Source organism: Phenylobacterium sp., assembly GCF_004799395.1.
In the GTDB taxonomy this organism is placed as follows: domain Bacteria; phylum Pseudomonadota; class Alphaproteobacteria; order Caulobacterales; family Caulobacteraceae; genus Phenylobacterium.
In genome coordinates this window covers 1-11,407 of the sequence record NZ_SSMZ01000234.1, presented here as the reverse complement: position 1 = coordinate 11,407, position 11,407 = coordinate 1, and the positions used below count along the sequence as shown (strand labels likewise).

Sequence of the window (11,407 nt, the reverse complement as noted above, 5' to 3'; positions counted from 1 at the left end):
GTTCTCGACAACGAGAGCGTCCGCGTCCTGGAGTTCACCGGTCGGCCCGGCATGGGGGTCTGCGGCTCCGGCCTGCACAGCCATCCGGCGCACCTCACCGTCCTGCTCACCGCGGCGAAGGTGAAGGTCACCGAGGGCGGCAAGACCTTCATCGCCGAGAACAAGCCCGGCGACGTCTTCTGGTCCGATGCGGTGACGCACGAGACAGAAAACGTCGGCGGTTCGGCCGTCCGTTCGTTGATCATCGAGCTCAAGCAGCCCGCCCATGGCCGCTGAGCGCCCCCTGCGCCCGGGCGTGGCCGTCACGGCGGTGATCGCTGAGGACGAGCCGGTGCTGCGCGAGCAACTGCAGGCGCTTTTGGGCGCGCTCTGGCCGCGGCTGAGCGTAGCCGCCGCGGTCTCGAACGGTGTCGAGGCCCTGGCGATGTACGACCTCCACCGGCCGCAGGTCATGTTCCTGGACATCCAGATGCCCGGACTGAACGGCCTGCAGGTGGCCCAGCAGCTGGCGGACCGCTGCAAGGTGGTGTTCCTCACCGCCTATGACGCCTATGCGGTGGCGGCGTTCGAGCAGGGCGCAGTGGACTACGTGCTGAAGCCCTATGACACTGCGCGGCTGGGGGCAGCGCTGCGGCGAGTGCAGGAGCGCCTTGGAGCCGCCCCGCCGCCGATCGCTGATCTGTTGCGCGACCTGGCCGCTGCGCGACCCAAGCCCTACCTGACCTGGATCAAGGCCTCGCGCGGCGCCGACGTCGACCTGATCATGGTGGGCGACGTCTGCTACTTCAGGGCCGACACCAAATACACCAGCGTCTTCACCGAAGGGCGCGAGGCGCTGATCCGCACCTCGATCAAGGATCTGATCGCCGATCTTGACCCGGCGCGCTTCTGGCAGATCCACCGCTCGACGATCGTCAATGTGGAAGCGATCGCCTCAGTGTCGCGGACCATCGCCGGCGGCACGGTGCTGAAGCTGAAGGCGCGGCCCGAGCGGCTGACGGTGAGCGAGGCGCACCGCAAGCTCTTCAAGCACATGTAGCGCGCAATGTGCGGCGCCCGGCCATGGGGTTGGCCGGGCGCCGATCTCGACAATCCGAACGAGCCGTCAGGCGGCGGCGGGGAACCGTCGGCGTCGGGCGCGGAGGCCGGCTCCCGTAAAGCCTACCCCCAGGATCATCAAGGCCCAGGACGAGGGCTCGGGCACTGCCGTGATTGCGCCGAAGAGGCCATGGGTTTCGTCGGTGATGCCGGCGGCGAAGTAGAGCGCGTTGGCGGGGCCGGCGGCCGCGCCATTGCCGAACTCCAGGGCCCACAGGCCGTCGATCGCGATGGGATTGCCGCTGGAGTCGGTCAGCAGGCCCTGGAAGGCGCCGTCCTGCGAGAAGGCGTTGATGAAGCCGTCCGCGCCATGGGTGAAGTTGCCGATCAGGATGTCGTTGCTGAATTGGCCGAAATCGCTCGGCGCCAGCGCGATGCCCCAGGGCGAGTCCAGATCGGGGCCGGTGAACCGCTGGATCAGGTTGCCGCTGGAGTCGTACTCGTCGACATAACCTGAACCCAGGCCTTGATTGGCCGACGGGGGACCACCCACGGCGTAGGTAACGAAGATGTTCCCGCCGATATTCTGGGCGTTGAAGGCGGCGAGGCCGGCTTGCGGCGCATTCGGGTCGGTGAAGGCGTTGGCGCCCAGGCTGGTGAGGGCGAAGTTCTGGTTATAGACGTCGATGCCGCCGGTGATGTTGTTGGCGGCGTAGAGGTAGGACGAGCCGCCGACGCTGCCGATGGCGAGGCCGGTGTATGCGGCGATGTTGCCGCCTGTGCGGCCGGGCGCCACCTCCACGGCGTTGGAGCCCTGGGCGCCGTTCCAGGCGGAAATCGAGCCGTCCAGGTTCGAGAGGATGAAGCGGCTGGGGCCGCCGGTTGGCAGGACGAAGCCCGAACCACCGTTATAGACCTGACCGGTCGGCCCGGCCGGGCCGCCGCCGCCGTTCTGGGGCGTGTTGACCACCAATGAACTGGGCACGCCGGCGCCGTTGTAGAGGGTCGATGTCGCCGAGCCCGCGTTGGACACCCACCACTCGCCGGTGGGCGAGCGGTCCATACCCCACGGGTTGATCAGGTTCGGGTCGACGTGGGCGGCTGGCGCATAGCCGGCGGCGGCCAGAGCGGCCTGGTTGTCGGTCACGAGATTGGTTTGGGCGTAGCCGGAGGCGCCCGCGGGCGCGGCAAGCGCCGCGCCAAGGGCGAGTGCGGCGCCCGCGAGCAGGGCGGCGCGCCAGGAACGGGAATTTGCGAAATGGCTCATGATCAGGTCCTCCCCGCGGCGCCCCTGCGCCCCGGACGAGCGAAGACTAGGCCTTGGGAGAACGCCGTTGCGCAGCTGCGCGACGAGCGGGCCTTTGCGCCGACGAACCCGGCGATTTTGGCGGGGAAACGGCTCTACACGTCGAGGTCGGCAGTGGCGAACTCGGCGTTTTCCTGGATGAAGCGGAAGCGGCTCTCAGGCTTGCGGCCCATGAGGTTCTCCACCAGCTCCTCCACCAGTTCCTCGGCGCGGGGCAGGGTGACGCGGGCCAGCGTGCGCTTCGAAGGATCCATGGTGGTCTCCTTCAGTTGCGCGGGCATCATCTCGCCAAGGCCCTTGAAGCGGCTGATCTCCGGCTTCTTGCCCTTGAACTCGCCGGCCAGCAGTTCGTCGCGGTGGGCGTCGTCGCGGGCGTAGACGATCTTGGTCCCATGGCTCAGGCGGTAGAGCGGCGGCAGGGCCAGGTAGAGGCGGCCCGAGCGGATCATCTGGGGCATGGTCCGGTAGAAGAAGGTGATCAGGAGGCTGGCGATATGGGCGCCGTCGACGTCGGCGTCGGTCATGATCACCACGCGCTCGTAGCGCAGATCCTCTTCCTTGAACTTGGCGCCGCCCTGAACCCCAAGCGCCAGAAGAAGATCGCTCAACTCTTTGTTTTGGCCGAGTTTATCCAAAGTCGCCGACGCGACGTTCAGGATCTTGCCGCGCAGGGGCAGGATCGCCTGGGTCTTGCGGTCGCGGGCTTGTTTCGCCGAGCCGCCGGCTGAGTCGCCCTCGACCAGGAAGATCTCGCTGTCCTCGGTGCCCGAGTTGGAGCAGTCGGCGAGCTTGCCGGGCAGGCGCAGCTTGCGGGTGGCGCTGGCGCGGGCGACCTCCTTGTCCTTGCGGCGCTTCAACCGCTCCTCGGCGCGCTCGATGACGAACTCGAGCAGGGCGGAGGCCACCTTCGGCTGGGCGGTCAGCCAGTGGTCGAAGGGGTCGCGCAGCGCGGTCTCCACCAGGCGCTGGGCCTCGGCGGAGGACAGGCGTTCCTTGGTCTGGCCCTGGAACTCCGGGTCGCGGATGAACACGCTGACCAGGGCGCCGGCCTGGGCGATCACGTCGTCGGCGGTGAGGATGGTCCCGCGCTTCTCGCCGGTCAGTTCGGCATAGGCCTTCAGTCCGCGGGTCAGCGCCGCACGCAGGCCGGCCTCATGCGTGCCGCCCTCCGGTGTCGGCACGGTGTTGCAGTAGGACTGCAGGAAACCGTCGGCCTCGCCGAAACCGGCCGGCGTCCAGGCGATGGCCCATTCGACCTTGCCGGCCTCGCCCGTGCGTTCGTAGCGGCCGGTGAACGGTTCCGGCGTGACGGTCTCGATGTCCTTGATCCGCTCGGCGAGGAAGTCGGCCAGGCCGTTGGGGAAGCGGAAGGTCGCCTCGGCTGGCGTCTGGTCGTGGATCCGGCTGGGGTCGCAGGACCAGCGGATCTCGACGCCGCCGAACAGATAGGCCTTGGACCGCGCCATGCGGTAGAGCCGCGCCGGCTTGAACGCGACGCCCTCGCCGAAGATCACCGGGTCGGGCGTGAACGCGATGGCCGTGCCGTGCTTGCGGGTGGGCCCCAGCTTCTCGATGGTCCCCAGGGGTTTGCCGCGGGTGAAGGCCTGGCGCCACTCGAAGCCGTCCTTCCAGGCGGTGACCTCGACCCGTTCCGAGAGCGCGTTGACGACGCTGACGCCGACGCCGTGCAGGCCGCCGGAGGTCTCGTAGGCCTTGCCGGAGAACTTCCCGCCGGAGTGCAGGACGGTCATGATGACCTCCAGCGCCGACTTGCCGGGATGCTTGGGGTGCGGGTCGACGGGAATGCCGCGGCCGTCGTCGGTCACGGTCAACTGCCCGTCGGCGTCCAGACGCACCGAGATCACCTTGGCGTGGCCGGCGACGGCCTCGTCCATGGCGTTGTCCAGCACCTCGGCGAACAGGTGGTGGAGAGCCCGTTCGTCGGTGCCGCCGATGTACATGCCCGGCCGCTTGCGAACCGGTTCAAGGCCTTCCAGGACTTCGATGTCCTTGGCCGAATAGCCGCCGGCGGCCACCGATGCGGCGGGGGCCGGGCGTGGCTCATGGCTCTCGGCCAGCGGCGAAACGGGCGCGGGGTTCATCGCCGTATCGAACAGGTCGGGGACCGGCTGGGCGGAGGACTTGGAGGGAGGCGACATCTGGCGGCTAAGGTGGGACGATTCCTGGGGTGAGCCCGATATGAATCGCCGCGCTCGCGAACGCAATGCGGCGTGGTTGCAATCCCGCTCGACAGCCGCCGGTTGCCGCGCTCCAATCCAAAGAAAAGGGTGGAAGGGCATGTCGAGCTGGAAGGACCCGGAGATCGCGGGCGTGCGAGCGCTGCTGGCCTCGCGCCAGCCGGCGCCGGGCGAACCCCTGCCGAGCCGGGCGGAACGGCGGGCCGCCGCGGACGCCTTTGGCGAGATGGGCTCCCTGCCGCCGGGCTGTTTCCACGAACCGATGGCGATCGGCGGGGTTAAGGCCGAGCGCATCGTCCCCACCGGCGCCGTGGAAGGCCGACGGATCCTCTATCTGCACGGCGGGGCCTACGTGGGCGGCAGCCCGCGCAGCCACCGGCCCCTGGTCGCGCGGCTGGCCGACGCGGCGCGCTCGGCAGCGGTGTCGCTGGAGTACCGCCTGGCGCCCGAACACCCATTCCCCGCTGCGGTGGACGACGCGGTGGAGGCCTATCGCCACCTGATGGCTGAGGGGGTGTGGCCGGAGCGCACGATCATCGCCGGCGACAGCGCCGGCGGCGGCCTGGCGCTCGCCACGGCGCTGAAGCTGAAGGACGAGGGCCTGCCGCAGCCGGCGGGCCTGTTCGTGATCAGCCCCTGGGCGGACCTCACCCAATCCCACGCCACCCATGAGACCAAGGCCGGCGACGACCCGATGATCGCCCGCGACCGGTTGGACGAGGCCGCGGCGGAGTATCTGGGCGGGACGGACGCCAAGACCCCGCTGGCCTCGCCGGTGTTCGGCGACCTGGCCGGCGTCGCCCCGATGCTGATCCAGGTCGGCTCCGAGGAGGCCCTGCTGGGCGACAGCCTACTGCTGGCTGAACGCGCCGGCCACGCCCGCGTCGAGGTGCGCCTGGAGGTCTGGCCGGAGATGATCCACGTCTGGCACGCCTTCGGCGGCCAACTCGGCGCTGCGCGCCGCGCGATCGCCGCGGCCGGGGCCTGGATGGATGGGAAACTGGTCTGAGAAAGCGAAGAAACAATCGCTCGACAAACCTTCGACCTGGCTCGCCAATGGGTTGAGTCGAGTGACGTGTATCGGGGGGTGACTATGCTCACGAAGGGGTTTGTGACGGGTGCGGCGTTGGCAGGCGTCGTGTTCGCGGCGGCCTCGGCTGCTCAGGCCGAGTGCAAGTTCCAGAAGATCGCCGAGGTGCCGGTGACGATGGAAGGGTTGCGCCCGTTCGTCTCTGTGAAGATCAACGGCCATGACACAAAAATGGTCCTCGATAGCGGCGCCTTTTTCAGCAACGTCAGCGACGAGGCTGCTCAGCAGTTCAACATGCACTCGACGCCGGCGCCGTTCGGCATGGAGGTCCGCGGCGTCGGTGGCGGGTCAGAGAGCGCCAGGGCGGTGAAGGCGGACGATTTTCTGTTCGCCAACGCCATGTTCCATAACATCGAGTTCCTTGCCGGCGGCCGGGTGGGCGCGCCGGGTGTGTCGGGCCTGATGGGCGAGAACATCCTGGGGCCGTTCGACGTCGAGTACGACCTCGCCAACGGCATCATCCGCTTCTTCCGTGGCGAGGGCTGCGGCGATGCCAACCTAGCCTACTGGTCGCAGGGCAAGGCGATGTCGCGGACTCGCATCGACCAACCGGGGCGATTCATCCAGCAGATCAACACCACCGCGACTGTCGATGGCCATTTTGTCCGTGTGACCCTCGACACGGGCGCCCCGGTCTCGATGCTGAGCCGTCCCGCCGCGGCGCGGGTCGGCATTCAGGTCACCACGGAAGGGGTGTCAGCCGCCGGCACTACACACGGGATCGCGGGCCGGAGCATCGAGGTCTTCCTGGCGCCCTTCGCCAGCTTCAAGATTGGCGACGAGGAGATCAAGAACACGAAGCTGCGGGTCACCGATCTGCGGATGGGCGACAGCGACATGCTGTTGGGCATGGATTTCTTCCTGTCGCACCGCGTCCTGGTCTCCAACTCGCAGAAGAGACTCTATTTCACCTACAATGGTGGTCCGGTGTTCCGTCTGGACGACACCAGCGGCGCGCAGCTCGCGAAGGCCGATGCGGCGGCGGCGGCCTCGGTGGCGGCGAATGCGCCGCCGGCCGACGCCGCCGGCGCCGAGGCGCCCAAAACCGCCCCCGACTTCGCACGCCGCGCCTCGGCCTTCGCCGCGCGGCGTGAGTATGAGCGGGCGGTGGCCGACTATAGCCAGGCAATCACGCTGGAGCCGGACAACGGCCCCTACTATCGGGCGCGCGCCATGGCGCGGCTGGGTGCGCGCCAGCCCGTCTTGGCGATGGCTGACCTGGATGAGGCGCTGAAACGCCAGCCGAACGACCCGGAGGCCTTGATGCGTCGTGGCGAACTCTACCTCCAGGCGCGCGACGCGCAGCGGGGTAAGGCCGACTTCGAGCAGGCGATCAAGCTGGCGCCGGAAAACGCCGACCTGCCGGCGCAGGCGGGTTTCGCCTATTCGCGGGCCGGGCTCTTCCAACCCGCGATCGAACAGCTCGACGCATGGGTGGCGACCCATCCCAAAAGCGATGACCTGCCGACGGTCCTGGCCGCGCGCTGTTACACCCGGGGCGCGTGGGGCAAGGAGTTGGACGTCGCGCTCGCGGATTGCGATGTGGCGATTCGCAAGGACAAGACGTCTGGGGTGATGCAATCGCGTGGCCTGGTGCTGCTGCGTCAGGGGCGGCTGGACGAGGCAATCGCGCAGTACAGCGCCGCGCTCAAGGCGCAGCCGCGCCTTGCGATGGCCCTCTACGGCCGCGGCGTTGCCGAACTGAAGAAGGGCGACAAGGCGGCGGGAGACGCCGACATCGCCGCGGCCGTGGCCATCGCGCCCGCCCTGCCGGCGGAGTTCAAGCGCTTCGGCATGGCCCCCGAAGCAGACGCAAAGGCTGCCGGGGCCTAACCGGGCCCTTAGGAGCTCTCGCCCACCGGCCTAAACCCCGTAGATGGACGGGAAGCTGGGCGGGTGATGGTCTCTTCCTTGCGGCCAGTTTCCCGTTAGGGTTGCGGATGCTTCACCGACTCGCCGCACCGGCGCTGGGCGTCCTTCTCCTCTTGATCGCGGGAGCGGTGGCGCAGGCCGCGGAGGCTTGCAAGTTCGTCAAGCTCGTTGACTTGCCTGTGACCATGGAGGGGCTGCGGCCGCTCATCTCCACGAAGATCAATGGGAAGGATGCGCTGTTCCTCGTCGACAGTGGGGCATTCTATTCGATGCTGGCCGCGGACGCGCCGCCGAAGTTCGGGCTCAAGACGACCGCGGCGCCGTTCGGCTTCTACATAAAGGGGGTAGGCGGCGATCAAGGCGCGCGCGTCAGCCGAGTTGAGGAGTTCACCTACGCCGGCGTCCCGATCAAGGGCATCGAGTTCCTGGTTTCGGGCGAAGGCTATGGCCCTGGAGCGGCGGGCCTGATCGGCCAGAACATCCTGGGCGCCACGGACATGGAATTCGACCTAGCCAACGGCGTGATCCGGCTATTCCGCGGTAAGGATTGCGAACACGCCAACTTGGCCTACTGGGCGGCGGGGATGGCGCTATCCAGCCTGGCCATCGAAGACCAGACGCCGACGAAGCCGCACATCATCGCGTCGGCCAAGCTCAACGGGCACGACATTCGCGTCGTATTCGATAGCGGTGCATCGACCTCCCTGCTTAGCCGCGCCGCAGCAGCGCGCGCCGGTGTAACCGCATCGTCTGATGGCGTTGTCTCCGCAGGCATTGGCGGCGGGATCGGCAGCCGGAAGATCGAGACCTCGATTGGCCTCTTCCAAGAGTTCGCCCTTGGGGACGAGAGTATCAAGAACGCCCGAATAAGGATCTCGGATCGCGAACTGCCGGGCGCAGACATGCTTCTCGGCGACGACTTCCTCCTTTCTCACAGGGTCATGGTCGCGAGGAGCCAGCGGAAGGTCTATTTCACTTACAGCGGCGGCCCAGTTTTCCGGCTGGGCCAGCCGTCCGGGAGCCGTGTTGCGGACGCGGGTCCCGCAGCGTCCGGCTCATCAGCCGCAGGGGCCGCGGCACAGCAGGAAGGGCCTAAGACCGCCGACGAGTTTAGCCGGCGAGGCGCCGCGTCCGCGGCGCGGCGCGAATATCCGGCGGCCATCGCCGACTTCGGCCACGCAATCGAATTGGAACCGAACGAAAGCCGCCACTACTACGACCGTGCGATGGCGCGACTGAACAATCTCGAGCCTGTGCTGGCGATGTCCGATCTGTCCCAGACGCTGAAGTTGAAACCTGACGACCTACGGGCGTTGTCCATACGCGGCGAACTCTACCTTTCGTCAAAGGACACCACTGCGGCTGAGGCGGACTTCGACGCGGCCCTCAAGCTCGCGCCGCAGGACAAGCAAATGCCCTTGCGGTTCGCGGCCACCTATGTGCGCGCCCGACTATATGAGCAGGCCGTGCAGAAGCTCGATACTTGGATCGCGGCCCATCCGAACGACGACCTCGATCCCGCAGCGCTCGAAGGGCGCTGCCGCGCACGGGCGCTGTGGGGCAAGCAACTCGATGCCGCGCTGGCGGATTGCGATGCGGCCATGAAGCACAACCAAAAACTGTCGGTCACGTCTGAGACCCGCGCGCTCGTTCTATTTCGGTTGGGCCGGTACGACGAAGCCATCAAGGAATACGACGCCACGCTGCGTTTGCAGCCGAAGAGCCCGTGGGGATTGTATGGCCGCGGACTGGCCAAGCTGAAGAAGGGCCAAGCCACTGAAGGTCAGGCCGATATCGCCGCAGCCACGGCCGTTCAGCCGGCGATTGAGCGCGAGATGAAGAGCTATGGTCTGGCGCCGGGCGACGTCGCGGGCGGGCGGCCGGTGGCCGCCACGCCCTAGGTCAGCTACTTCTTCGCCGTATAGATCGCGCTCAGCAGGTCCGGCGTTCCCTCGATCCGTTCCAGGCGCGGATAGCGAAGGCCGCCGTGGTAATCCACCTCCACGGTCTTGTAGTGGTCGCCGCTCTTGATCAGCAGGTTGAGCGGCCCGCCGCCTTTCTTGGCCTCGGTGATGGCTTCCTTCAGCCGGTCGGCGTCATAGGCGATGCCGTTCACGGCCAAGAGCTTGCCGCCGATGGTCAGGCCCGCCTTGAAGGCCGGGCCGTCCCATTGCACCTGGGTGATGTCGGCGTCGCGGCCGAGCACGAGGCCCAGCGAATAGGTCAGGTCGGTGGAGTGGCGGCGCGCTTCGGCGGACTTGAAATAGTCGGTGGGGGTTTCGGTGTAGACCAGCTTCCAGCCGCCGCGGGCCAGGCCGTCGAGGGGCGGCTTGGGCGCCACCTGGTTGATCCGCTCGTTGAGGAACTTGGCCCAGTCGTAGGGCTCGACCTTGTTGAGCGCGGCGACCACGTCGTCGAAGGTGTAGACCACCTCCGACCAGTTGCCGTTGTCGATGCCGAAAAAGGCCTTGGCGAAGTCGTCGAGCGACTTCTTGCCGCCGGACTTCTCGCGGATCAGCGTGTCGGCGTCGAGCCAGACCAGCTGGCCCTCCGAATAGTAGTCCTCGCTGCGCTGGAAGGAGGTCCAGGGCTGCGGGCGGCGGGAGGCCACGATCGGGTCGTTGGTGGTGTCCTCGACGCTGCGCCAGTCGCGGCCGACGCGGTTGGCGTAGGTCGCCGCGGTAGCGGCCAGCGCGTCCAGCGCCTCCTGCTTGGTGAGCAGGCCCGAGCGGCCGGAGAGCACGAAGCCCCAGTACTGCGTCTGGCCCTCATAGACCCAGAGCAGCGAGCCGCGCATCGGCACGTTGAAGTTCGGCGTCCACAGATCCGCCGGCCGGCGGAACTTGCCGTTCCAGGAGTGGGTGTACTCGTGCGCCAAGAGGTCGCGTGAGGCCGGGCTCTTGTTCCAGCCGGTGAAGTAGTCGGGGATGGTGCCGTCCTCGCTGGAGCGGTGGTGCTCCAGGCCGCTGCCGCCCATCCGGTCGGAAAGCGAGAACAGGAAGTCGTAGTGGTTGTAGTGCTGCGAGCCGTAGAGCTTGTACGCCTGCTGCACGAGCGCCTTGTGCTTGTCGATCTGGTCCGGAGTGGCCTCCAGCAGTTCCGGCCGGTCTGCGATGACGTCCAGGTGCACCGGCACGGCGGCGCCGGGATCCAGGTCGATCCGGCGCGCGTAGCGGCCGGCGATCATCGGGGAGTCCGCCAGCACGTCGAAGTCCACGGCCTTGTAGTGGGTGACGCCGCCTTCGGTCCCGCTGGTCTCCAGGGCCGAGAACGGCGTCCAGCCCTCGGGGAAACGCACGCTGGGCTCGATCTGGATGCGGCGGTTGAAGTGGCCGGCCGGATACATGGCCAGATCGATCCACTGCAGGCTCAGCATCTCCGGCGTCATGACGATGCGGCCTTCGTCGCCGGCCACGGCGGAGAGGAAGTCGAAGTCGATGTCGACGCTGGCGGCGCCGGGCGGCACGTCGATGTGGAAGGCGAAGACGTCCACCGGATCGCGCATCCACGGAACACTCTTGCCGCCCGCGTGGAATTCGATGTCGCCGATGTTCTTGAGCGGTCCGCTGGCCGAGTGATTGCCGGGAAGCCACTGCGGATAGAGGATGGTCATAGGCCCGGACTTGGAGACCGGGATGGTCTCATGGACGCGGAAGATGTGGTGGTCGAGGTCGGTGGCGTCCACCTGCACCTTCAAGAGCCCCGGATAGGGCGTATCCTGCGGCGCCTCAGTCTTCGGCGGCATCGGATAGGGCTGTGGGCCCGGGCTCTGTGCGAGGGCAGGGACGGTCGCGGCGAGCACGAGGGCGGTGGCGCAGGCGAACAGGGCTGACTTCAACGGCGGCGACCTTACGGAAGGGAAGGATTTCTCGATCTAGGGCCGCTTTGTGGCAAAGCTCAACC

General features: G+C 67.6%; 8 protein-coding genes. 5 read left to right on the top strand and 3 right to left on the bottom strand.

Features of this window, described 5'->3' with window-relative positions:
* Both E8A12_RS14695 and E8A12_RS14690 read left to right on the top strand, forming a co-directional pair.
* Nucleotides 1-276, top strand: a 276-nt coding sequence (locus E8A12_RS14695; protein ID WP_293370074.1) for a hypothetical protein, incomplete at its 5' end; no start/stop codon positions are given.
* On the top strand, nt 266-1,039 hold the full coding sequence (locus E8A12_RS14690; protein ID WP_293370072.1) for a LytTR family DNA-binding domain-containing protein: 774 nt from the start codon (nt 266-268) through the stop codon (nt 1,037-1,039). The genes E8A12_RS14695 and E8A12_RS14690, both read left to right, overlap by 11 nt.
* A 66-nt stretch (nt 1,040-1,105) precedes the next feature.
* Here the strand turns inward: E8A12_RS14690 and E8A12_RS14685 are convergent, their stop codons facing one another.
* Together E8A12_RS14685 and parE are read right to left on the bottom strand one after the other, a co-directional pair.
* Nucleotides 1,106-2,305, bottom strand: coding sequence for a TIGR03118 family protein (locus E8A12_RS14685; protein ID WP_293370069.1), 1,200 nt, complete (start codon nt 2,303-2,305; stop codon nt 1,106-1,108).
* Nucleotides 2,306-2,439: 134 nt separating this feature from the next.
* The gene (gene parE / locus E8A12_RS14680; RefSeq protein ID WP_293370067.1) at nt 2,440-4,503 is read right to left on the bottom strand and encodes a DNA topoisomerase IV subunit B; all 2,064 of its coding nucleotides are present in this window, start codon (nt 4,501-4,503) and stop codon (nt 2,440-2,442) included.
* A 139-nt stretch (nt 4,504-4,642) separates the two neighbouring features.
* Here parE and E8A12_RS14675 point away from each other — a divergent pair, with 139 nt between their 5' ends.
* The 3 genes from E8A12_RS14675 to E8A12_RS14665 all read left to right on the top strand — a co-directional run bounded on the left by E8A12_RS14675 (nt 4,643) and on the right by E8A12_RS14665 (nt 9,405).
* Complete coding sequence (locus E8A12_RS14675) at nt 4,643-5,551, top strand: alpha/beta hydrolase (protein ID WP_293370065.1); 909 nt, start codon at nt 4,643-4,645, stop codon at nt 5,549-5,551.
* A gap of 84 nt (nt 5,552-5,635) precedes the next feature.
* Nucleotides 5,636-7,465, top strand: a complete 1,830-nt coding sequence (locus E8A12_RS14670) for an aspartyl protease family protein (RefSeq protein ID WP_293370062.1) — start codon at nt 5,636-5,638, stop codon at nt 7,463-7,465.
* Nucleotides 7,466-7,572: 107 nt separating this feature from the next.
* A complete protein-coding gene (locus tag E8A12_RS14665; protein ID WP_293370060.1) occupies nt 7,573-9,405 on the top strand; it encodes an aspartyl protease family protein in 1,833 nt (610 codons plus the stop codon).
* Nucleotides 9,406-9,410: 5 nt separating this feature from the next.
* Here the strand turns inward: E8A12_RS14665 and E8A12_RS14660 are convergent, their stop codons facing one another.
* Complete coding sequence (locus E8A12_RS14660; protein ID WP_293370057.1) at nt 9,411-11,342, bottom strand: peptidase M61; 1,932 nt, start codon at nt 11,340-11,342, stop codon at nt 9,411-9,413.
* Between the last annotated feature and the right edge of the window lie 65 nt (nt 11,343-11,407).

Bases quoted from the DNA above. Each gene is read 5' to 3' on its own strand.
- E8A12_RS14690 (WP_293370072.1), top strand. From the start codon at position 266: ATGGCCGCTGAGCGCCCCCTGCGCCCGGGCGTGGCCGTCACGGCGGTG.
- E8A12_RS14685 (WP_293370069.1), bottom strand. From the start codon at position 2,305: ATGAGCCATTTCGCAAATTCCCGTTCCTGGCGCGCCGCCCTGCTCGCG.
- parE (WP_293370067.1), bottom strand. From the start codon at position 4,503: ATGTCGCCTCCCTCCAAGTCCTCCGCCCAGCCGGTCCCCGACCTGTTC.
- E8A12_RS14675 (WP_293370065.1), top strand. From the start codon at position 4,643: ATGTCGAGCTGGAAGGACCCGGAGATCGCGGGCGTGCGAGCGCTGCTG.
- E8A12_RS14670 (WP_293370062.1), top strand. From the start codon at position 5,636: ATGCTCACGAAGGGGTTTGTGACGGGTGCGGCGTTGGCAGGCGTCGTG.
- E8A12_RS14665 (WP_293370060.1), top strand. From the start codon at position 7,573: ATGCTTCACCGACTCGCCGCACCGGCGCTGGGCGTCCTTCTCCTCTTG.